The 20,952-nt window shown below is 66.4% G+C and carries 26 protein-coding genes and 1 tRNA gene; 19 read left to right on the top strand and 8 right to left on the bottom strand.

The genetic code is table 11. The features are described 5' to 3' along the window. The first annotated feature begins 15 nt into the window (after positions 1 to 15). Complete coding sequence (locus tag ACZY08_RS26000) at positions 16 to 741, top strand: MspA family porin (RefSeq protein WP_463747479.1); 726 nt, start codon at positions 16 to 18, stop codon at positions 739 to 741. A gap of 4 nt (positions 742 to 745) precedes the next feature. On the opposite strand, the gene ACZY08_RS25995 is transcribed toward ACZY08_RS26000, so the two are convergent. The 3 genes from ACZY08_RS25995 to ACZY08_RS25985 form a co-directional block, all read right to left on the bottom strand. Beyond that, a complete protein-coding gene (locus tag ACZY08_RS25995; protein WP_463747478.1) occupies positions 746 to 2,188 on the bottom strand; it encodes a neutral zinc metallopeptidase in 1,443 nt (480 codons plus the stop codon). A 92-nt stretch (positions 2,189 to 2,280) separates the two neighbouring features. Further along, positions 2,281 to 4,359: an ATP-dependent DNA helicase gene (locus ACZY08_RS25990; protein ID WP_463747516.1), complete on the bottom strand. Its 2,079-nt coding sequence runs from the start codon at positions 4,357 to 4,359 to the stop codon at positions 2,281 to 2,283. A gap of 54 nt (positions 4,360 to 4,413) precedes the next feature. After that, positions 4,414 to 5,691 carry a nicotinate phosphoribosyltransferase gene (locus tag ACZY08_RS25985; protein ID WP_463747515.1) on the bottom strand — a complete coding sequence of 426 codons (1,278 nt, stop codon included), beginning with the start codon at positions 5,689 to 5,691 and terminating at the stop codon, positions 4,414 to 4,416. Between the two features lie 104 nt (positions 5,692 to 5,795). Here ACZY08_RS25985 and clpS point away from each other — a divergent pair, with 104 nt between their 5' ends. The 11 genes from clpS to rdgB all read left to right on the top strand — a co-directional run bounded on the left by clpS (position 5,796) and on the right by rdgB (position 13,185). Further along, the gene (clpS, locus tag ACZY08_RS25980) at positions 5,796 to 6,110 is read left to right on the top strand and encodes an ATP-dependent Clp protease adapter ClpS (protein WP_463747477.1); all 315 of its coding nucleotides are present in this window, start codon (positions 5,796 to 5,798) and stop codon (positions 6,108 to 6,110) included. A 6-nt stretch (positions 6,111 to 6,116) separates the two neighbouring features. Further along, positions 6,117 to 6,695 carry an oxidative stress transcriptional regulator AosR gene (gene aosR, locus ACZY08_RS25975; RefSeq protein ID WP_463747476.1) on the top strand — a complete coding sequence of 193 codons (579 nt, stop codon included), beginning with the start codon at positions 6,117 to 6,119 and terminating at the stop codon, positions 6,693 to 6,695. Positions 6,696 to 6,700: 5 nt separating this feature from the next. Next, on the top strand, positions 6,701 to 7,720 hold the full coding sequence (locus ACZY08_RS25970; RefSeq protein ID WP_463747514.1) for a P1 family peptidase: 1,020 nt from the start codon (positions 6,701 to 6,703) through the stop codon (positions 7,718 to 7,720). A gap of 12 nt (positions 7,721 to 7,732) precedes the next feature. Further along, entirely contained in the window at positions 7,733 to 8,152 is a 420-nt protein-coding gene (locus ACZY08_RS25965; RefSeq protein WP_029109887.1) for a M67 family metallopeptidase, read from the top strand. A 20-nt stretch (positions 8,153 to 8,172) separates the two neighbouring features. Further along, complete coding sequence (locus ACZY08_RS25960; RefSeq protein WP_463747513.1) at positions 8,173 to 8,460, top strand: MoaD/ThiS family protein; 288 nt, start codon at positions 8,173 to 8,175, stop codon at positions 8,458 to 8,460. 6 nt (positions 8,461 to 8,466) lie between these two features. After that, complete coding sequence (locus ACZY08_RS25955; protein WP_463747475.1) at positions 8,467 to 9,438, top strand: cysteine synthase; 972 nt, start codon at positions 8,467 to 8,469, stop codon at positions 9,436 to 9,438. Further along, entirely contained in the window at positions 9,429 to 10,109 is a 681-nt protein-coding gene (locus ACZY08_RS25950) for a rhomboid family intramembrane serine protease (protein WP_463747474.1), read from the top strand. The genes ACZY08_RS25955 and ACZY08_RS25950 overlap by 10 nt, the downstream gene beginning before the upstream one ends. A 4-nt stretch (positions 10,110 to 10,113) precedes the next feature. Then, entirely contained in the window at positions 10,114 to 10,938 is an 825-nt protein-coding gene (gene murI, locus ACZY08_RS25945; RefSeq protein ID WP_358029136.1) for a glutamate racemase, read from the top strand. A 64-nt stretch (positions 10,939 to 11,002) separates the two neighbouring features. Beyond that, positions 11,003 to 11,770, top strand: a complete 768-nt coding sequence (locus ACZY08_RS25940) for a cyclic nucleotide-degrading phosphodiesterase (protein ID WP_463747473.1) — start codon at positions 11,003 to 11,005, stop codon at positions 11,768 to 11,770. A gap of 17 nt (positions 11,771 to 11,787) precedes the next feature. After that, positions 11,788 to 12,567 carry a ribonuclease PH gene (rph, locus tag ACZY08_RS25935; RefSeq protein WP_463747472.1) on the top strand — a complete coding sequence of 260 codons (780 nt, stop codon included), beginning with the start codon at positions 11,788 to 11,790 and terminating at the stop codon, positions 12,565 to 12,567. Then, complete coding sequence (rdgB, locus tag ACZY08_RS25930) at positions 12,568 to 13,185, top strand: RdgB/HAM1 family non-canonical purine NTP pyrophosphatase (RefSeq protein ID WP_463747471.1); 618 nt, start codon at positions 12,568 to 12,570, stop codon at positions 13,183 to 13,185. It begins immediately after the preceding gene. Between the two features lie 20 nt (positions 13,186 to 13,205). Here rdgB and ACZY08_RS25925 read toward each other — a convergent pair whose 3' ends face one another. Then, on the bottom strand, positions 13,206 to 14,438 hold the full coding sequence (locus ACZY08_RS25925; protein ID WP_463747470.1) for a multidrug effflux MFS transporter: 1,233 nt from the start codon (positions 14,436 to 14,438) through the stop codon (positions 13,206 to 13,208). 52 nt (positions 14,439 to 14,490) lie between these two features. Between ACZY08_RS25925 and ACZY08_RS25920 the strand changes: the two genes are divergently transcribed. After that, positions 14,491 to 14,943, top strand: a complete 453-nt coding sequence (locus ACZY08_RS25920) for a MarR family winged helix-turn-helix transcriptional regulator (RefSeq protein WP_463747469.1) — start codon at positions 14,491 to 14,493, stop codon at positions 14,941 to 14,943. Between the two features lie 17 nt (positions 14,944 to 14,960). On the opposite strand, the gene ACZY08_RS25915 is transcribed toward ACZY08_RS25920, so the two are convergent. Together ACZY08_RS25915 and ACZY08_RS25910 are read right to left on the bottom strand one after the other, a co-directional pair. Continuing rightward, on the bottom strand, positions 14,961 to 15,323 hold the full coding sequence (locus tag ACZY08_RS25915; protein WP_463747468.1) for a DUF3817 domain-containing protein: 363 nt from the start codon (positions 15,321 to 15,323) through the stop codon (positions 14,961 to 14,963). Further along, a complete protein-coding gene (locus tag ACZY08_RS25910) occupies positions 15,320 to 15,703 on the bottom strand; it encodes a hypothetical protein (RefSeq protein ID WP_463747467.1) in 384 nt (127 codons plus the stop codon). The genes ACZY08_RS25915 and ACZY08_RS25910 overlap by 4 nt, the downstream gene beginning before the upstream one ends. A 79-nt stretch (positions 15,704 to 15,782) precedes the next feature. Here ACZY08_RS25910 and ACZY08_RS25905 point away from each other — a divergent pair, with 79 nt between their 5' ends. Next, a complete protein-coding gene (locus ACZY08_RS25905) occupies positions 15,783 to 16,481 on the top strand; it encodes a DUF6882 domain-containing protein (RefSeq protein WP_463747466.1) in 699 nt (232 codons plus the stop codon). On the opposite strand, the gene ACZY08_RS25900 is transcribed toward ACZY08_RS25905, so the two are convergent. Beyond that, positions 16,478 to 17,218 (bottom strand): LAGLIDADG family homing endonuclease, encoded by a 741-nt coding sequence (locus tag ACZY08_RS25900; RefSeq protein ID WP_463781862.1) that lies wholly within the window; start codon positions 17,216 to 17,218, stop codon positions 16,478 to 16,480. The two genes, ACZY08_RS25905 and ACZY08_RS25900, sit on opposite strands and share 4 nt — an antisense overlap. Before the next feature lie 89 nt (positions 17,219 to 17,307). Here ACZY08_RS25900 and ACZY08_RS25895 point away from each other — a divergent pair. Next, positions 17,308 to 17,391 (top strand) — tRNA-Leu (locus tag ACZY08_RS25895). A 51-nt stretch (positions 17,392 to 17,442) separates the two neighbouring features. On the opposite strand, the gene ACZY08_RS25890 is transcribed toward ACZY08_RS25895, so the two are convergent. Next, complete coding sequence (locus ACZY08_RS25890) at positions 17,443 to 18,189, bottom strand: potassium channel family protein (protein ID WP_463747464.1); 747 nt, start codon at positions 18,187 to 18,189, stop codon at positions 17,443 to 17,445. Between the two features lie 329 nt (positions 18,190 to 18,518). Here ACZY08_RS25890 and ACZY08_RS25885 point away from each other — a divergent pair, with 329 nt between their 5' ends. The 4 genes from ACZY08_RS25885 to ACZY08_RS25870 all read left to right on the top strand — a co-directional run bounded on the left by ACZY08_RS25885 (position 18,519) and on the right by ACZY08_RS25870 (position 20,935). Further along, on the top strand, positions 18,519 to 19,172 hold the full coding sequence (locus ACZY08_RS25885; RefSeq protein ID WP_463747463.1) for a nitroreductase family protein: 654 nt from the start codon (positions 18,519 to 18,521) through the stop codon (positions 19,170 to 19,172). A 159-nt stretch (positions 19,173 to 19,331) separates the two neighbouring features. Next, the gene (locus ACZY08_RS25880; RefSeq protein WP_463747462.1) at positions 19,332 to 19,745 is read left to right on the top strand and encodes a hypothetical protein; all 414 of its coding nucleotides are present in this window, start codon (positions 19,332 to 19,334) and stop codon (positions 19,743 to 19,745) included. A 43-nt stretch (positions 19,746 to 19,788) separates the two neighbouring features. Beyond that, positions 19,789 to 20,157 (top strand): SpoIIAA family protein, encoded by a 369-nt coding sequence (locus ACZY08_RS25875; protein WP_463747461.1) that lies wholly within the window; start codon positions 19,789 to 19,791, stop codon positions 20,155 to 20,157. 31 nt (positions 20,158 to 20,188) lie between these two features. Next, the gene (locus ACZY08_RS25870) at positions 20,189 to 20,935 is read left to right on the top strand and encodes an alpha/beta fold hydrolase (RefSeq protein WP_463747460.1); all 747 of its coding nucleotides are present in this window, start codon (positions 20,189 to 20,191) and stop codon (positions 20,933 to 20,935) included. The last annotated feature ends 17 nt before the right edge of the window (positions 20,936 to 20,952 follow it).

Here is a 20,952-nt window from a genome sequence, read left to right as displayed (position 1 = left end):
AACGAGAGGCCGCCTGTGTTGATTCGCTCGTTGGGACTGCTCACCGCCGCGTCGGTGGCCTGGGCGGCGTCGGTTACCCCGGCCTGGGCTGACCCCGTCGTGGTCCCGGAAGTGGAGGTCGTCGCCGACGTGGTGCCCGCGCCGGGTGAACCGATCGCCGCAGACCTGGTCGAGTCGACCCCGCCGGTCAACCTCAAGACCCCCGACGACTGGAACCTGACCGTGTCGGCTGCCGATGAGACGCAGGCCGTGGTTCCGCCTCTGACCACAGCGATTTCGTCCCGCGAATATGTCGTCGGCGGCACGTACCGCGGCGCGATGTCCGGTCCGGACCAAGGTGACCCGCGCGGGACCTTGGAGGCCGGTTATCAGATCGGCTGCGGCATCGACATGAGCACCTCCAACGGAGTCTCCTTGACCGGTACCGCCGGACTCAACACGTCTATCGGGCTCCTCGGCACCGATGTGGTCTCACCCTGGCCGGAGGGCATCCTGCCGGGAGTCGGCGCGAACATCGGCGGTGGCATCACGATCGGTCTCAAACCCGGCATCATCAACCTCATCCCGGTGGCGAAGAAGGAATTCAAGGGCACCGAACCGTGGGTGATGATCAGCAACTTCCGGGTGAAGATCGATGGCTGCGTGGGCCAGTCGTTCATCAGGTCCTACGCGGTGCTGACGCGTTCTACCGACGAATCCGAGGCGGTACTCGCCTGGTACGGCACCACGAAGGTGGTCTGAGCCGTCACCCGAAACGCTTGAGGCAGCGGTCCTCGTCGCCGAGAATGCCGACCCGGAACGCATCGATTCGGGCGAAGCCCGAGGGAACCGACTCGCCGTTGACATCGCTCGCCGCCAACCCGTTCGTGAGGATGCCCGATACCGCCTCGTCGACGTCACCGGCGGTCAGCAGAATCGTGTCACCACCGGCCAGTTTCACGGGCTTGATCATCTTGGCCGTGGCCACCCCGGTCAGGCAGGCGGTGCGCAGAGCTGCCTCGGCATTGTCGAGCACCAGGCCGCGGGCGTGCTGCTGGGCGACCATGTAGCGCGAGATCAGCACCGAGAAGGCGGTGTTGTCCCCGCCGGCGAGGCCACCGCCGCCGAAATCGTCAGGCGGTTCGGCCAACAGTTGCAGCTCGGCCAGGTCGATCACGATGGTGTTGGTGTCAGGGCAGTAGGACACCGGAGGGCTGGGTCGGGCGCTCGGACAGTCCACCGCGGTGTCGGGCCGGAAACTGAGCTGCGGGGGATCGGCAGGCTTGAAGACACTGTTGAGCGCGTCGATCATCGAGCGGACCCAGCGTTCGGTGATATCCAGGTCGCCGCTCTGGTCTTCGGGTAGCAGGACGGGAAGATCGCCGCGCCGCTGATTGATCTCCTTGACGTCCATCGCCGCACAGGCCGCGGGCCCGTCGGTGAACCCGAACTGGAAGGCCGAGATCCGTTCGAACGCGGACCCGTGCTCATCGATCCCCACCTCGGCCTCGGCCTCGGTGAGCAGCGGATCCCGGAATGCGACCACAGCGGCCAGGAGCTTGTTCAGCCCGTCAGCGGTACTGAGGGTGAACCGCGGGGAATCGCCCTGGGCCACCCACCGCATGTAGGAGCCGGCCAGGCAGTCGGCCTGCTGTTCGGCGACCAGAGTGGGTGTCTTGCGGTTGATCAGTCCGGCCTGCTGCTGGATCGCATGGCCGTACTCGTGCGCGAGCACCATCACGGCACCCATGTCGCCGTTCTGCTTGCGGAGCCCGGGTATCAGCACGCCCCGGTCCCAGCCGATCGTCCGATCCGGTTTGCAGTAAGCCGCATTGACCAGCCCGTAGGTCTCCATCCCGCAGAACCGGCCGTCGAAACTTTCGGCATCCCAGGAGATCAGCGCGCGCACCGGCTGGAACTCACCGTCGAATGCCTCGGGGTACGCGTCCGACCAGAACTGCTCAAGGTCACTGACGGCACTGGCAGCGAGGTTGTCGCTCTTGCCTCCGTCAGTGTCGGTGACCTTGCGTGTGGGCTTCTCCGCATCGGGACGCAGCCCGCTGGAACCGTCGGTGGCGGGCATGCCGGCAACCGAGAAGGGATCGCTGAACACCGACACCGGCGTGCCGCCCACCAGAGATGAGCAGCCGGCCGACGGCAACACCGTGCACACCGCAAAAGCGATGCCGAACAGGGTGCGTCGGCTCATTCTGCCGCCTTCCGGTGCAATCGGCGGCAATGACCGTCCGCGCGGGTAATTTCCGCACACACTAGTTAACCGAGCGAGCGCAGGTTGCGATATCAGCTTGCGCCGCGTAGCCGCTTCAGTGACTGACGCACCCGGTCGGGGTCGGTGGTGGACCAGAACGGCGGCAACGAGGAACGCAGGTAGCCGCCGTAGCGGGCCGTCGCCAACCGGGAGTCCAGGACAGCGATGACGCCGCGGTCGTCGGTGTGGCGTAGTAGCCGGCCGGTGCCCTGGGCGAGTAGCAGCGCGGCGTGGTTGGCGGCGACCGCCATGAAGCCGTTGCCGCCGTGAGCGCTGATCGCGCGCTGCCGGGCGGTCAGCAATGGATCGTCGGGGCGAGGGAACGGAATCCGGTCGATCAGTACCAGCGACAGCGACGGTCCGGGCACGTCCACGCCCTGCCACAGCGACAGGGTGCCGAACAGCGATGTCTCCGGATCATCGGAGAACTTTTGCACCAGAGCCGAAGTGGTGTCCTCGCCCTGGCACAGGACAGGGGTGGACAGCCGCCCGCGCATGACTTCGGCGGCGGCCTTGGCTGCGCGCATCGACGAGAACAGGCCAAGGGTGCGGCCGCCGGCCGCGGTGATCAGTCCTTCGATCTCGTCAAGCGTCCGGGTATCGGTGCCGTCCCGCCCGGGAGGCGGTAAATGCTTGGCAACGTAGAGGATCGCGGATTTGGCGTGGTCGAAAGGTGATCCGACATCGATGCCGCGCCAGCCGGGTTTGGCCGGCTCGCCGGCGCTGGCTGGTTTGGCCGGCTCGCCGGCACTGGCTGGTTTGGCCGGCTCGCCGGCGCCGGAGAAGCCGCCCAGCCCCCAATTGCGCGCCATGGCATCGAAGTTGCCACCGAGGGTCAGCGTCGCCGAGGTCAGTACCGCGGTGGTGTTGGCGAACAGCCTGGTGCGCAACAGGCCCGACACCGACATCGGTGCCACCCGCAGCAGGCTGCGCCCGGGGCGGGGGGCCGCGGTGTTTCCGGCGTTGGGGTTTGCCCCGCCCGGCCCGTCGGACTGTTCGACCCACACCACGTCGACGCGGTCGGGGATCGCGGGGACGAACGAGGTGAGAATCCGGGTCGCGGTGTCGCTCACGTCGCTCAGCGCGGTGACGGCCTCGGTGCGGGCCGAGGCGGCCTGCGGGTCGCTGGGGGTGGTGTCGATGGCTGTGCGCGCCGCATTGGCCGCGTCGCGCAATGCGGTCAGGTAGGTGCCCAATTCCTCGTCGAGCACATCGATGCGGCCCGCATCGAGCTCGTGCAGCAGCGAGGACAACGTCGCGACCACAGCCTCGAACCGTTGCGCCAGTTCGTCATCCACCAAACGCGACATCTTGCGGTGCGCCGCAGCCATGGAGGTCGCCGACAACTCGGCGGTGGCCACGCTGGTCACCCGGTCGGCCAGTTCGTGGGCCTCGTCGACCACCAGTAACTCGTACTCGGGGAGCACCGAGAAATCGGAGAGCGCGTCGATGGCCAGCAGTGCGTGATTGGTGACGACGACGTCGGCCGCCCCGGCCTTCTCCCGCGCCCGCTCGGCGAAACAGTCGGTACCGAACTGGCAGCGCGACACCCCGATGCATTCGCGTGCCGAGACACTGACCTGCGACCACGATCGGTCCGGCACGCCCGGGGTCAGCTCGTCGCGATCGCCCGTCTCGGTGTCCGAGGACCATTCTGTCAGCCGTTGCACATCGCGGCCCATCGCACTGACAGCCATGGGGGAGAACAGCTCATCCTGCGGACGGTCGCCCGGCTCTTCAGCCGCATTGTGAATCTTGTTGAGGCACAGATAATTTCCGCGCCCCTTGAGTAGTGCGAAAGTGGGCTTGCGGGGCAGTGCATCGGCCAGCGAGTTCACCAGCCGCGGTAGGTCCCGGTCGACGAGCTGACGCTGCAGGGCGATGGTGGCAGTCGAGACGACCACCGGTTGCTCGGTCTGCAGCGCCCGGGCGATCGACGGCACCAGGTAGGCCAGTGATTTGCCGGTGCCGGTCCCGGCCTGTACGGCCAGGTGTTCACCGGATTCGAAGGCGTTCGCGACCGCCTCGGCCATCTGGACCTGACCGGGGCGACTGGCGCCGCCGAGCCCTTTCACGGCGATCTTGAGGAGATTGGTGACCACATTGGCCACCTCGCGGGATGGCTTGGTTGCAGGCGGCTTCGAAGTTGGGGGCACGGTGGGCGGCTAACGAATCTGGGTCGACGCCACGACCCGGGTGGGGATGGCCGGCTCGCCACGGGACAGTTTGAGGCCGTCCCACGGCAGGCTGTGCAGCCCCGCGGCCACTCGCTCGCGTGCGGTGACCAGGTCGTTGGTGGGGTGGTGCCCTGCGACGGGGACGCCGTCGGTGACCAGTGGCACCGTCAGCCGGCGTGCGGTCAGCCCCGAGGGCTCCGACGGCGACTGGCCGTGCGGGTGGACGACCTCCTCGACGATCGTGCCCGAGGACTTGGCCAGCCGAAGGGCTTGCTTGCGGCCACCGTGGGATTCCTTGTGGCTACTGCGCTTGGCCACCGGGATTCCATCGACCTCGACCAGCTTGTAGACCATGCCCGCGGTCGGTGCGCCCGATCCGGTGACCACCGAGGTGCCGACGCCGTAGCTGTCGACCGGCTCGGCGCGCAGTGCGGCGATCGCGAACTCGTCGAGGTCTCCGGAGACCACGATCTGGGTCCCGGTGGCGCCCAGGCCGTCGAGCTGTTGGCGCACCTGGCGGGCCAGCACCCCGAGATCGCCCGAGTCGATGCGGACGGCGCCCAGCTCCGTACCGGCCGCGGTGATCGCGTTGGCCACGCCCGTGGTGATGTCATAGGTGTCCACCAGCAGGGTGGTGTCGACACCCAGCGCCGCCACCTGGCCGCGGAACGCGGCCTGTTCGTCGGGACCGGACTCGGTGGTGTGCAGCAGCGTGTAGGCGTGTGCAGCGGTGCCCAGTGCGGGCACGCCGTAGCGCTGCTGGGCGGCCAGACTGGACGAACCGGTGAACCCGGCCAGGTAGGCCGCACGCGCTGCGGCCACGGCGGCCAACTCGTGGGTACGCCGTGAGCCCATCTCGATCATCGGCCGGCCGTGAGCGGCGCTCGTCATCCGGGCCGCTGCCGAAGCGATCGCGGTGTCGTGGTTCAGGATTGACAGCACCAGCGTCTCGAGCACGACGCACTCGGCGAAGGTTCCGTGGACCGAAAGGACCGGCGAACCCGGGAAATAGAGCTCGCCCTCGGCGTAGCCGTCGACGTCACCGTTGAACCGGTAGCTCGCCAGGAAGTCCAGTGTCGCGGGGTCGAGAAACTCGGCGAGCTCGGTCAATTCCTCCGGAGAGAAGCTGAACTGCGCCAACGCTTCCACAAACCGTCCGGTGCCGGCGACCACGCCGTAGCGGCGTCCCTCGGGCAGCCGGCGAGCGAAGACCTCGAACGTGGTCCGACGGTGCGCCGTGCCGTCGCGCAGGGCGGCGGCGAGCATCGTCAGCTCGTACTTGTCGGTGAGCAACGCGACCGTCACACCAGCAACCGTAGCTGTTCGCGGCTGCTTCAATATCGCGGCTCCCCTGCCGGTATTGTGGCCCCATGGTTACACCGGCGAAGGCCCGACCGGGGACCCGCGAGGAGCGCAGCGTCGAGGCGGCGCCCCGGGAAGATGCGGCCACCGAAAGCCCGTGGGTGACCATCGTCTGGGACGATCCGGTCAACCTGATGACCTATGTCACCTACGTGTTCCAGAAACTGTTCGGATACACCGAGCCGCACGCCACCAAGCTCATGCTGCAGGTGCACAACGACGGCAAGGCCGTGGTGTCGGCCGGCAGCCGCGAGTCGATGGAAACCGATGTGTCCAAACTCCACGCCGCGGGGCTGTGGGCCACCATGCAACAGGACCGCTGATCGACTGTGCGCAAATGGAAACGGGTTGAGACCGCCGACGGTCTACGGTACCGCTCGGCATTGGAGGGCCACGAGGCCTCGTTGCTGTCCAGCCTGGGCACCTCGATGCTCGGGATGCTCGACGAGCGCGGATCATCCGGGCCCACAGACGAACTCGAGATGATCACCGGCATGAAAACCGGAAATCCGCAGCCGCCTGAGGACGCCACGATGAAGCGTCTGCTCCCGGATTTCTACCGGCCGCAGACCGAACATCCTGCCGGATCGGGCACCGCTGAGAGCCTCAACAGTGCGCTGCGCGGATTGCATGAGCCGGCCATCATCGACGCCAAACGTGAAGCAGCCCAACGTTTGTTGGACACCATCCCAGAGGGCGGCGGGAAGTTCGAGCTGACCGAGGACGACGCGGAGGCGTGGGCCGCCGCGGTCAACGACATCCGGCTGGCGCTGGGCACCATGCTCGACATCGACTCGCAGGGGCCCGAGCAGCTGCCTGCCGAGCATCCGATGGCCGGTCACGTCGACGTCTACCAGTGGCTGACCGTGCTGCAGGAATACCTCGTCCTGGGCTTGATGGGGAGATAGACGTGATGGGTTCGATCACCGACGTCGGCGGCATCCTGGTCGGTCACCATCACCGCATCGACCCCGATGTGTCGCTGGGGTCGGGATGGGCGACGGGGTCGACAGTGGTGCTGGCTCCGCCGGGCACCGTCGGCGCAGTCGACGGACGGGGTGGCGCGCCCGGTACCCGCGAGACCGACCTGCTTGACCCGATCAACACCGTGCGCCACGTCGACGCAGTGGTGCTGACCGGTGGCAGTGCCTACGGTCTGGCCGCCGCCGACGGTGTGATGACCTGGCTGGAGCAGCAGGGCCGCGGAGTGGCGATGGACGGTGGCGTCGTGCCGATCGTGCCCGCCGCCGTGATCTTCGATCTACCGGTGGGCGGCTGGGCGAACCGGCCGACCGCCGAATTCGGTCATGCCGCCGCCGCAGCAGCCGCCACCGAATTCGCGCTGGGCACCGTCGGCGGCGGGGTCGGCGCGCGGGCCGGGATCCTCAAGGGCGGTGTTGGCACCGCCTCGGTGACGCTGGACTGCGGAGTAACCGTGGGTGCCCTGGTGGTGCTCAACGCCGCCGGTGACGTGATCGACCCGGCCACCGGTCTGCCTTGGATGACTCGGTTGGCGGCGCAATTCGGCCTGACCGCCCCGCCCGCCGACCAACTCGCTGCGTACGCCGACCGACATCGCGAGATCGGCCCGTTGAACACCACCATCGCGGTGGTCGCCACCGACGCTGCGCTCAGCCCGGCCGGGTGCCGTCGGGTGGCCGTCGCCGCGCATGACGGGCTGGCCCGGACCATCCAGCCGTGTCACACACCGATCGATGGCGATACGGTGTTTGCGCTGGCGACCGGCGCGGTGACCGTCGAACCGGACGAAAAGACGCCGGTGGCGATGTCGCCGGAGACGGCGCTGGTGACCAGGGTCGGGGCGGCCGCGGCCGACGTGCTGGCCCGCGCGGTGCTGGTCGGGCTGCTGGCTGCCCAGCCGGTGGCCGGAATACCGACCTACCGGGAGATGTTGCCGGGAGCGTTCGAATGAAGGAGTGATGACGTGCTCGTGATCCGCCGGGATCTCGTCGAGTCGATGGTGGCGCATGCCCGCGCCGACCACCCCGACGAGGCGTGTGGGGTGATCGCCGGGCCGGAGGGCTCCGATCGGCCTGACCGGTTCATCGCGATGGTCAACGCCGAGCGTTCCCCGACCTTCTACCGCTTCGATTCGGGGGAGCAGCTCAAGGTGTGGCGCGCGTTAGAAGATGCAGGCGACGCTCCTATTGTCATCTATCACTCACACACCGCGACCGAGGCGTACCCGAGCCGCACCGACATCTCCTACGCATCCGAGCCCGACGCCCACTACGTGCTCGTCTCCACGCGCGACCCGCAACAGCACGAGCTTCGGAGCTACCGCATCGTCGACGGCGTCGTCACCGAGGAACCCGTCACTATCGTCGAGCAGTACACCTCCTAAGGAGTCCCATGACCAACCCGATTTCTGTAACCGTCTCCATCCCGACCATCCTGCGTCCGCACACCGACGGGCAGAAGCGCGTCAGCGCCTCCGGCGACACCTTGCAGGCCGTGATCGCCGACCTCGAGGCCAACTACTCCGGCATCTCCGACCGCCTGGTGGATAACGGCAAGCTGCACCGCTTCGTCAACATCTACGTCAACGACGAGGACGTGCGGTTCTCCGGCGGACTGAACACCACCATCACCGACGGCGACTCGGTGACGATCCTGCCCGCCGTCGCCGGCGGATCAGCCGGAGGGGCGTAACTCTCCATGACTCGGCACGACTCACTGCTGCAGGCCCTCGGCAACACTCCGCTGGTGGGGCTGCAGAACCTCTCGCCGCGTTGGGACGATGGTGAGGACGGGCCGCACGTCCGGTTGTGGGCAAAGCTCGAGGACCGTAATCCGACCGGGTCGATCAAGGACCGCCCCGCGCTGCGCATGATCGAGCAGGCCGAGCGTGACGGGTTGCTGAGCCCGGGCGCCACCATCCTGGAGCCCACCAGCGGCAACACCGGCATCTCGTTGGCCATGGCCGCGATGCTCAAGGGCTACAACATGATCTGCGTGATGCCCGAGAACACCTCGATCGAGCGGCGTCAGATCCTCGAACTCTACGGCGCGAGGATCATCTTCAGTGCGGCCGAGGGCGGGTCCAACACCGCCGTGGCGACGGCGAAAGAGCTTGCGGCGGAAAATCCTTCATGGGTGATGCTCTATCAGTACGGCAACCCGGCCAACTCCGACGCCCACTACTACGGCACCGGTCCCGAGCTGCTGGCCGACCTGCCCGAGATCACCCACTTCGTCGCCGGGCTCGGCACCACCGGCACGCTCATGGGTACCGGCCGCTTCCTGCGCGAGCACGTGCCAGGGGTACAGATCGTGGCCGCCGAACCGCGCTACGGCGAGGGTGTGTACGCGCTGCGCAACATCGACGAGGGGTTCATCCCCGAACTGTATGACGCCGACGTGCTGACCACGAGGTTCTCGGTGGGCTCCTACGACGCGGTCAAACGCACCCGTGACCTGGTCACCCGGGAAGGCATTTTCGCCGGTATCTCCACCGGTGCGGTGCTGCACGCCGCCCTGGGGATGGCGGCCAAGGCGGTCAAGGCCGGCGAGCGCGCCGACATCGCATTCGTGGTCGCCGACGCCGGCTGGAAGTATCTGTCGACCGGTGCCTACGCCGGTAGCCTGGATGACGCAGAGGATGCGTTGGAAGGGCAGCTATGGGCATGAGTGGTCCGGGACTGCCGGCACCGTCAGCGCCGAAGAAACAGCCCGCGTGGCTGGTCGGCGGCGTGACGATCATCAGTTTCGTCGCGCTGTTGTACGTGATCGAGTTCGTCGACACCGCCATGGGCCACCGGCTCGATGACGACGGCATCCGGCCGCTGCAGACCGATGGACTGTGGGGCATCCTGTGGGCGCCCCTGCTCCACGGTGGTTGGCCGCACCTGATCGCCAACACCGTGCCGGCCCTGGTGCTCGGATTCCTCATGACGCTGGCGGGGATGGGCCGCTTCATCGCCGCGACCGCCATCGTCTGGATTCTGGGCGGGTTCGGTACCTGGCTGATCGGCAACATCGGCGTGCACTGCCCCTACGTGAGCGTGCCGTGCACGAGCACGCACATCGGCGCGTCCGGCCTGATCTTCGGCTGGCTGGCGTTCCTGATCGTGTTCGGCTTCTTCACCCGCAAGGTGTGGGAGATCGTGGTCGGTGTCGTCGTGCTGTTCTTCTACGGCGGCGTCCTGTTCGGGGTGCTGCCCGGCAATCCCGGGGTGTCCTGGCAGGGGCACCTGTGCGGTGCCGTCGCCGGTGTGGTGGCGGCGTACCTGCTGTCCGGACCGGAACGCAAGACGCGGGAAGCGAAGAAGAGTTCCGCCCAACCGCGTCTGAGTGCATGAACATATGAACGACCCGCTCGCACCCGTCGGCATCTTCGACTCCGGCGTCGGTGGTCTGACCGTGGCCCGCGCGATCATCGACCAACTGCCCGACGAGGACATCATCTACGTCGGAGACACGGGCAACGGTCCGTACGGGCCGCTCACGATTCCCGAGATCCGGGCGCACTCGCTGGCCATCGGAGACGACCTGGTGGCCCGCGGCGTCAAGGCCCTGGTGATCGCATGCAACACCGCGTCCTCGGCGTGCCTGCGTGACGCACGCGAGCGCTACTCACCGGTGCCGGTGGTCGAGGTGATCCTGCCCGCCGTCCGGCGCGCGGTCGCCGCCACCCGCAACGGACGCATCGGCGTGATCGGCACCGCCGCCACCATCGCCTCGGGCGCCTATCAGGACGCGTTCGCCGCGGCACGTGACACCGAGGTGTTCGGGGTGGCCTGCCCGCGGTTCGTCGACTTCGTGGAGCGCGGGATCACCAGTGGTCGTCAGGTGCTGGGGCTGGCCGAGGGGTATCTCGAACCGCTGCAACGCGCCGAGGTGGACACCCTGGTGTTGGGGTGCACGCACTATCCGATGCTGTCCGGGCTGATCCAGTTGGCCATGGGCGACAACGTCACCCTGGTGTCTTCGGCCGAGGAGACCGCCAAGGACCTGCTCCGGGTGCTCACCGAGCTCGATTTGCTGAAACCTCACGAATCCGGCCCGGCCCAACGGGTGTTCGAGGCCACCGGCGATCCTGAGGCCTTCACCACACTGGCTGCCCGCTTCCTAGGGCCCGGGCTGGACGGGGCGCGGCAGGTCCGGCGTCACGTGGGCGCCGGAAAATGATCTCCGTCGCCCAAACCGGCGATGTCTTGGCAACGCGCGCAGCAAGCATGGCAAGCTAGACACTGTGCGATTGACCATCCTGGGATGCTCCGGCAGCGTCGTCGGCCCGGATTCGGCAGCCTCCGGCTATCTCGTCACCGCACCTGACACGACTCCGATGGTCGTCGACTTCGGCGGGGGCGTCCTGGGTGCGCTGCAGCGCTATGCCGATCCGAATTCGGTCAACGTGTTGCTGTCGCATCTCCACGCCGACCACTGTCTGGATCTTCCCGGCCTGTTCGTGTGGCGGCGCTATCACCCCATCCCCGCCACCGAGCGCGGGTTGATGTACGGGCCGGTCAACACCTGGGCCCGCCTCGGTGCGGCGTCGTCTCCCGAGGGTGGCGAGGTCGATGACTTCACCGACATTTTCGAGGTGCGCAACTGGGAGGACGGCGCCGCGGTGCAGCTCGGCACGCTCAGCGTGACACCGCGGCTGGTGTGCCACCCCACCGAATCCTTCGGTATGCGCTTCACCGATCCGTCCGGGGCGACGCTGGTCTACAGCGGTGACACCGGATACTGCGATGCCCTTGTCGAGCTGGCTCGTGGGGCCGACGTCTTCCTGTGCGAGGCGTCGTGGACGCACGACCCGTCGCGACCGCCGCACCTGCACCTGTCGGGCACCGAGGCCGGGCGGGCAGCCGCCGAAGCCGGTGTCGGTGAGCTGCTGCTCACCCACATTCCACCGTGGACGTCACGCGAAGATGTGATCAGCGAAGCCAAGGCCGAGTTCGACGGCCCGGTGCACGCCGTGGTGTGCGGCGAGACCTTCGACGTCACCCGGGGCTGACCCGCTAGGGTTGGCGGGTGTCCAAGCGAGAAGACGGTCGTCTCGACGACGAGCTGCGCCCGGTAACCATCACCCGCGGTTTCACATCGCATCCCGCCGGCTCGGTACTGGTGGAGTTCGGCCAGACCCGTGTCATGTGCACCGCCTCGGTCACCGAAGGCGTGCCGCGCTGGCGTAAGGGTTCCGGGCAGGGCTGGCTGACCGCCGAATACGCCATGTTGCCTGCCGCCACCCACGACCGTTCCGACCGGGAATCGGTCAAGGGGCGCGTCGGCGGGCGGACCCAGGAGATCAGCCGCCTCGTCGGGCGCTCACTTCGCGCGTGCATCGACCTCGGTGCGCTGGGGGAGAACACCATCGCAATCGACTGCGACGTGCTGCAGGCCGACGGCGGCACCCGCACCGCCGCCATCACCGGCGCGTACGTGGCGCTGTCCGATGCGGTCACGTATCTGTCTGCGGCCGGGCGGCTATCCGATCCGCGGCCGCTGTCGTGCGCCATCGCGGCAGTGTCGGTGGGCGTCGTCGACGGCAGGGTGCGGCTGGATCTGCCCTACACCGAGGATTCGCGCGCCGAGGTGGACATGAACGTCGTCGCCACCGACACCGGCACCCTGGTGGAGATCCAGGGCACCGGCGAGGGCGCGACGTTCCCGCGCTCCACCCTGGACAAGATGCTCGATGCCGCGCTGGCGGGTTGCGAGCAGTTGTTCGTGATCCAGCAGGAGGCACTGGAATTGCCGTATCCAGGTGTGCTGCCGGAGGGGCCCGCGCCCAAGAAAGCGTTTGGAAGCTGAGTGCCCTCGCTGCTTGTAGCCAGTCGCAACGCCAAGAAGCTGGCCGAGCTACGGCGTGTCCTGGATGCTGCCGGGGTGGTCGGTCTGGAGTTGTTGTCGCTGGCTGACGTGGCTGCGTACGACGAGGCGCCGGAAACCGGTGCGACGTTTGAAGAGAATGCCTTGGCCAAGGCTTCGGACGGATTTCGGGCCACCGGGTTACCTTGTGTGGCAGACGATTCCGGGATTTCCGTCGAGGCGTTGAACGGGATGCCGGGCGTGCTGTCGGCCCGGTGGTCCGGCAGGCACGGGGACGACGCCGCCAACACCGCACTGCTGCTCGGACAACTTGCCGATGTGCCCGATTCGCGGCGAGGGGCCGCGTTCGTGTCGGCGTGTGCGTTGGTGTACGGCGCCGGCTCCGCTGAAAAAAGTGTTGTGGTGCGCGGCGAGTGGCCTGGGACGGTCACCCGTGTACCCCGCGGCGACGGCGGGTTCGGTTACGACCCGGTGTTCCTGCCCGACGGGTCTGCCCGAACCGCAGCCGAATTGACGCCGGCCGAGAAGGACGCGGCATCGCATCGTGGTCGTGCGCTGGCGTTGCTGGTGCCTGCGCTGCGGGAGTTGGCCGGGTCTTAGAGGTTTGCGTGCCCGCCGGGTCAATCGACGGCCACGGCTCCACGCTCGCGGGTCAGTAGCAGTGCCGCCGCGCCGACGGTGGCGCTGACGACCATCGCCACAGCCATGGGCAGCGCGGTGTGGTCCCCGCCGATCCCCACGATCGGTGAAACCACCGCCGCCAGGCCGAACTGCAACGCGCCCAACACCGCGGACCCGGTGCCGGCCGCATGGCGGACCTTGTCGAGTGCCAACGAAGTGGCATTGGCGGCCACCAGGCCGATGCTCGCGACTGCGCCCCACAGCAACACCAAAGATGCCCACAGCACCGGACCGAGCAGGGCATCCACCACCAGCAGGGTCGAGAACAGGACGAGCAGGCCGACACCCAGGTGCAGCAGCCGACGCTGGCCGAAGCGACCCACGATCCTGGCGTTGACGGCATTCACGATCACGATGCCGGCGGCGTTGGCGGCGAATGCGAACGAGTAGTGCAACGGGGAGAGGCCGAGCACGTTCTGGAGCACGAACGGGGAAGCCGAGATGTAGGCGAACATCACCGTGAACCCGAAGGCGAAGGTCAGCGTGTAACCGAGGTAACCGCGGTTGGTGAGCACCGAGCGGGCGTCGCGCAGCATGGCGGCTACACCGCCGGTGTGGCGGCGGTCCTTCGGATGGGTCTCGGGCAGCACGGCGGCGACGCCGATGAACATCGCGACCGCAAGTGCGGACAGGATCCAGAAGATGCCTCGCCAGCCGATGACGCCCATCAGCGATCCACCGATGATTGGGGCCAACACCGGTGCAGCGCCGTTGATGATCATCATCAGACTGAAGGCTCGGGCGGCCACGGCGCCGTGCGCGCGATCGGCCACCACGGCTCGGCTCAGCACCACACCGGCGGCTCCGCTGAAGCCCTGCACGAAGCGGAACGCGGTCAGCAGGGCGATGTTTGGGGCGAGAGCGCACGCGACGCCGGCCAGTACACAGACGAGGGTGCCCGCGAGCATCAGCGAACGCCTGCCGAACCGGTCCGAGAGCGGGCCGATGATCAACTGCCCGCTGGCCAGGCCGACCATGAACGAGGTCAGGGTGAACTGAACAGCCGAGGCCGAGGTGCCGAACTCGTCGGCCATCGCCGGGAAGGCGGGAAGGTACATGTCGATCGACAGCGGTGCCACCGCGGTCAGCAGGGCAAGCACACCGAGCCAGCTCAGCGGCAGCGCCGGTGTCTGAGCCGCGGTCTCGGTGGTGGTGGTGGTTCGGGTGCTCATTCGGGCCTTACATCAATGGTTTATGTATAAAGTTATAGGTAATATAGCCGATATGGCGTCCACTCGAGTACCCACACCCTCACGTGATGTGCGTGACACCGCCGCTGCGGTGCGGACCCTGGTCTGGGCGCTGCGGCGGTTCGGCGAGAAACAGGTCGGCCTGGAGCCGTTGCCGCACTCGGAATTCGAAGTGATCCGGACGGTGGGCGATCAGCCGGGAATCAGCGTGTCCGACACCGCGCATGCCTTGGGCCTACAGCCCAGCAATGTCAGTACCACGGTGCGGAAACTGGTCGAGCGTGGCCTGATCGATCGGAGACCTGATCAACTTGACCGCCGCTGCATCCGGTTGCACCTGACACCCAGGGCCAGCGAGCACAAGAAGATGATCGACGCGGCTTGGACCGCCGGGGTCCACGAGCAGTTGGCTCAGATGACCGACGAGGAGATGGCGACTTTGGTCAAAGCCGGGCCGCTGCTTCGGCGGCTGGCTTCGATGGGATGAGGCGCTGACGGCCCGCGTTACAGCTCGAAGCGCTTCTTGAGATCCAGCGTGTTGAAGTGCTCGACGATGATGCCCAGGAGCGGGATCGTGCCGGCGAGCAGGACACCGATCGTCTTGCCGATGGGCCAGCGAACCTTGACCGCAAGGTTGGCTGTGAACAGCAGGTAGACGAAATACACCCAGCCGTGCACGATGCCGATCCAGCTCGGCGGATTGTCCACCTGGACGATGTATTTCAGCACCATCTCGTAGCACAGCGCGATCAACCAGATACCGGTCGTCCATGCCAGCACGCGGTAGCCCAGCAAGGCCTTGCGGATGGTCTCTTTCGGGGTCGAAACAACTGGCGTGACCTCGGCGCCCGGTTCTGGTGCGGTCATCTATCGGTCCTGTCTTTCTTCTCGGGCTGGTCGGACTTGGCCAGCTCGGCGAGGTAGGCGTTGTACTCGGAGAGTTCCTGGTCGCCGGCGGCGGGGGCGGCGGCCTTGGGACGTTCGGGCAGCAGGCCGGCGGGAATCTCGGTGACGTCGCCGCCGCCGGGGCGCTCCGGTGGGGCGTCTTCGTAACGGACGAACTTGTAGTACGCGTAGAAACAGAACCCGGCGAACATCGGCCACTGCAAGGCGTAGCCCAAGTTCTGGAAGGTGCCCGACGCTGATTCGTAGCGGGTCCATTGCCACCACGCCAGCGCCAGGCAGCCGGCGGCGCCGAGGAACACCAACGCGATGAGCGCTGGTCTCCTACGCCGTGTAGTGGACATTCGTCCATGGTACGGCGCGGCTGTCAGGGGTCGAAAATACGTGCCTGGATGGGCGGCAAGAGGCACTTAGGCTTTGCAGGTGCTGCTCTATGACCTGCTCCTCGACGCCGCGATCATTCAAGCCGAGACGCAAGCCCACCTCTCCGACCTCATCGGCGAAGATTCACCGTACGACGGGGACTGGAGCCTCGATCTCGGCGCGGGCGTGTTCTCGAAGGCCTCGACGAGCGGCGCCGAACCCTTTGTCGCCCAGGCTGAACTGCTCGGCTCCGCCGCGCAGGGGCCTGGCACATGGCTGTGGGCATGGGCGAACTCCGCCTTCCCGGCCTCGATCGTCGAACGCAGTGCACTGATCCGAACTTTCGGAGAGCAGTACGAAGTTGTCGAGTTGCGCGACGCAGAAGTGCCACTCGGCGAGGCTGACCCGCGTGAGTTCGCGTGGTGGATGGGCGGAGTCGCGGCGCTCCTGCTCGGGCAATTGCCTACCTACACCTTCGAGGCCGACGGCTCCACGATCGGCGCAATTGTGCTTGCGGACGATCGGCTGCGGTTGCCCGAGCCGACCCTGCCCCGACTGATGCGCAGTGTGGGAGAGGCCCTGCAGGCCTTGCCGGTCGCGCCCCGCAGCGTGTGGGCCTGGGGTGATGTGCGTGGGGTCCAGGTCGATGAGATGCCGGACGGCCTGCGGATCGCATTGCCCGACGGGCATGCCGAGTTCCGTTTCGACGAACAGGAGCGGCTGATCGACATGTCGGGTCAGGCGCGTCCGTCCGACTAGACCTTCGGGCCGATGAATTCGTCGAGACGAGCCGTGGCGGCCTTGCGGTAGATCGAGACGACGTACTTGGTGGACCGGGTCCACGGGATGCCGAGGGTGTCGAGTGCGCCGGTGAACAGGTTGAGGATGTCCTCCGAATGATTCGTGAAGTGGTACCGGATGCTCTTGATACCGCGATCATTCGCGACCACACGGCAGCCGTCGCTGTGGATCAGGCCACGTACGAACTCCTCGGTGGACCGGTCTACGTGCTCCTGCTGCCACGGTTCCAGGACGATCCGGCGGTTGTGCTTCCTGCCCGGACCGTGCTGCGGAAACAGACACGGCCAGTGTTTGGAATAGAGCGAAACCACGATGCATGCAGTTGGTTGTCGAGCAACCGACGCAAGTTGTCCGGGCATCAAGGTGTCGATGGCTGCGCGGCAGCTGTCAATAATGCCAGGGTATTTCTTGTCGAGCGTGACCCTGAGCCGCCATGCTCGCGGGTGTTGCGAGATGCATCCGTCTCCGAGGTAGAGGCCGAGCAGATACGCATATTCGCGCGCTGGCAATGCGCTGAAGTCATGGTCGATACCGCATTCGGACGACGCCTGCGGTTGCCTCAACTGCAATGGTGGTCGCACCCGCCAATCTCGGACCGTCGGTCGCGGAATACCGGTCTCGCGCGCGATTGCACAGTCATTCATACCTGTCGCGATGAGCTTCTGGACTTCGTTGAACTCGTCTGCCGACCGCACATCGCGCCTCTCTGAACCACCGAGGCTTCCAACCTATGGCCGACCTCCGACAAATTCGGCCACGGGGTGAGCTGTACGATCAAGGCGCTGCGGGCGTGGCGCAACTGGCTGACGCGCCGGCTTTAGGTGCCGGTGTTCGAAAGAACGTGTGGGTTCGAGTCCCACCGCCCGCACTCTTCAACTCAACCTGTGATCCCAAACCTGGTGCCGCACGGTTCCAGGCTTCACGGTCGGTGGTCGCTTCCAGCGCCATCGACGGCGGACTCCCGTCGCAGTTCGTCCCGCAGCGACGCGATCTCGGCGCGCAGGTCATTGATGTGGGCCGCCGTCACGGCTGCGCTGGCAGCGTCATCGACTGCCACGGTCTGCACGATCCACGATGCGATCGTCGCGGTGATCGAGCCGACCAGGCTGATCCCGCCGATCATCAACAGCGCGGCAATGACACGCCCGGTTGTAGTGACGGGGTACATGTCGCCGTAGCCCACGGTGGTGATGGTGGTGATCGCCCACCACCATGCGTCGCCGAAATCGGCGATGTGGGCGTCTGGTTGGCCGCGCTCAGCCTGCAGTACGGCCAGGGACGCGACGTAGACCAGCAGCACAGCACCAGAGATCGTGTAGAGGATCACCTTGCCTCGGATCGCGTTGCCGACGGCTTTCTGAAGCACGCCGATCAACACGACCAGGCGCAATAGCCTCAGCGGTCGAAGCAGTGGCAGCAGCACGATCGCCAGGTCGGCGAGGTGGCGCACGAACCACTGCCTGCGGTCAGGGGCGAGGTACAGGCGTGCCGCGTAGTCGGCACTGAACACCGCCCACGAGAGCCAGGTGGCCAGGGTAACGGCATGTGCACCCAGACCGCGGGGTTCGACGAGTACCTCGACGGTGTAGGCGGCAAGGAAGACGGCGGCGACCGCGGCAAGCGGCCACTCGGCGCGGTGCTCCCAGTTATCGAGGCGTGTCGTCACGAAAAAGAGTGTGCGGCAACACGCAGCGAAATACTCAGGCAACCCCGTCGACCGGTAGGCGAATAAGTCGTCGAGATCGGTCTGGGCGTCGTCGACCAGGCAGCGCGACGTCGCCCCAAACCAGGCCTCGCTACTGGCACTTGTGTGACCTGTCTGCGGACCAATGTCTCTTTGCGGTCATTCGGAGTGGTCTTTGATGCCGCCGACACACGGACCCAGCATGGTCAGGGTTACGGCAGCACCGGGTTCGAATGGAAAGCGTCGGATATGGCATCGGTCAACATCTCGGAAGGCCCCCTGACGAGACTGATCATGTTGAAATAGTGGCCATGCCGCAGCAAGAGGCCTTGGCCATGCCACTCGAAGAGGCGATGCGTACTCAACGGGCCATCCGGCGGCTCAAGGGTGATCCCGTTGATGACGCTCTGCTGCTTCACATTCTGGAACTCGCGATGAAGGCGCCGACGGGTTCAAACGCTCAGAACTGGGAATCCATCGTCGTCAAGGACCGCGAAGTCGTTGCGAAACTCGGCGGCTTGAATCGTCGAGCCTTGAAGTTCGGCGGCCCGATCTACAAGCGCGTCGTTGTGCGCAACATGAGTGACCAGATGCTGCGCATCGAGAAGGCGGTGCAATGGCAGGCGGACCATTTCGACGAGATCCCCGTCGTAGTCGTTGCCTGCCTAAAGGGCGTGATTCCGCTGTGGCCGTCGGTGGCGACGAGCAGTGCGTACGGTTCCATTTTTCCCGCGGTGCAAAACCTCTTGCTGGCGGCACGTGCGGCTGGGTTGGGTGCGGCACTGATCACCTTGCCGTTGTGGAGCAAGTTCTTGGCGAGGCGCGCCCTCGGCCTGCCGTGGAACGTTACTCCCTGTGCGGTCATTCCCCTTGGCTGGCCGATGGGCAAGTACGGTCCCACGACACGTCGGCCGGTCGGAGAATTCGTCTCGCTCGACCGCTACGGCAATAGAGCGTTTCTCTAGGCAGCGAAGCTCCCGGTGGCATTGCAGTGCAATTCGTCGCGCGCGTGACAGGTCGCCGTATCTCGGAGGGTGACTGTCTGAACAAGTCACTGGGGTGGTGATCGGCCGCGGTTGCCAGACCGTATCGTTCCATCTCGTCAGCACCGAAGGGATCGATACATGGGCAAGCGGTTGATCGCAGTGATTCTGGCCGTGATGGCGATCGCCGTGGGTTGCGGCAAAAGCGACGACGCCGCCGCGATCGTCACGCCCGGCCACGACCAGACATCTCCGTCGGACGCCTACACCGCCGTCGCCGAGGAGGGTCCCGACGAGAACGGGGGGACAACGTGGGTCCCCGTGATTCGTGACAAAGCCGGTCAGGAGGTCTTCCATGACCATTCCTCCTACCGCACCCCCGGCGTGATGATCGCCTGGTTGCCAACCGAACCCGAGCAGCTCTGGGTGTATTCGGGTGATGCGGGGGTCTACCGGATCGCTCCCGGCAGTCACGGCGGGTGGACCAGGAGCGCCGTCAAACGCGAGAACGTACCGTCGGAAATCTCCAGCCTCTGGGAGTCTTCACGTTCCTGAGTCGGTAGGTGCAGACTCGAGGTGTGAGACGGGAGGAGAACCAATGATCGATGTCCTTCCCGACATGCCTGAGGGCGTGTTCGGTATCCGAGTGTCGGGCCGGGTGCGTGGTGATGACCTGCATGAGTTTCGGCCGACGATGGACGAATTGCTGGCGACCGGTGAGATCCGGATCGTCGAGGTCATCTCACCGGATTACGAGGGATTCGGCTCTGGTGGTCTGGTCGAGGATCTGAAGCTCGGCTTCGGCGCGCTCCTGGGACACCACTCGGCATTCAAGCGCATTGCCGTGGTGTCCGATCGGGAATGGGTCGCCCACGCGATGCACGCGTTTGCGTGGATGATTCCGGGCGAGCTCAAGGTCTTTGGCCTTGGTGAGCTCGATGCGGCGAAGGAGTGGGCTGCGGGCTGAGATCGACGCCAGTCGTGTCACGATGTCGGACATGACGATCGTTCTGGTGCACGGCAATCCGGAGACTGACGCGATCTGGGGTCCGCTGGTCGATGCGCTTGGACGCAAGGATGTCGTGCGGTTGTCACCGCCGGGGTTCGGGGCTCCGCTACCCGACGGCTTCTCGGCGACGTATGTGGCCTACCGGGACTGGCTCGAAGGCAAGCTTGAAGCCATTGATGAGCCGGTTGACCTTGTCGGACACGACTGGGGTGGTGTGCACGTGGTGAACGCGATGATGCATCGACCCGACCTGGTGCGTAGCTGGGCAAGTGACATCGTCGGAGTGTTCGACGCCGAATACGTGTGGCCTGACATGGCCCAGGCGTGGCGGACGCCCGGTAAGGGCGAGCGGCTCGTCGAGAACATGCTGGGCGGCACGGTTCAAGACCGGACCGCCGTGTGGGCCGCGCTGCTGCCGGAGGACATCGCAGCGTCGATGGCACGAGCTCAGGGGCCGGTCATGGGGCAGGCGACCTTGCGGCTATACCGCTCGGCAGGAGTGCCCGGTGACATGGCCGAAGCGGGCGGCGGGTTGGAGCGGGCGAGTGCCCGCCCCGGTCTTTCGCTACTGGCGACGGCGGACCCATACGTCGGGTCCGAAGAAATCCGGCGTCGCGCAGCCAGCCGAGCCGGGGCCTCCACCGAGGTGCTCGACGGACTGGATCACTGGTGGATGGTGCAGGATCCAGCCCGCGGTGCGGCGGCGCTTTCACGCTTCTGGGAATCACTCGATTAGTGCCGTGCCGCGGCGAG

The sequence above is a fragment of the Mycobacterium sp. IDUB_9 genome (assembly GCF_055419505.1).
The sequence above is the reverse complement of the archived record's forward strand: the minus strand, read 5'-3'. Positions and strand labels throughout refer to the sequence as shown.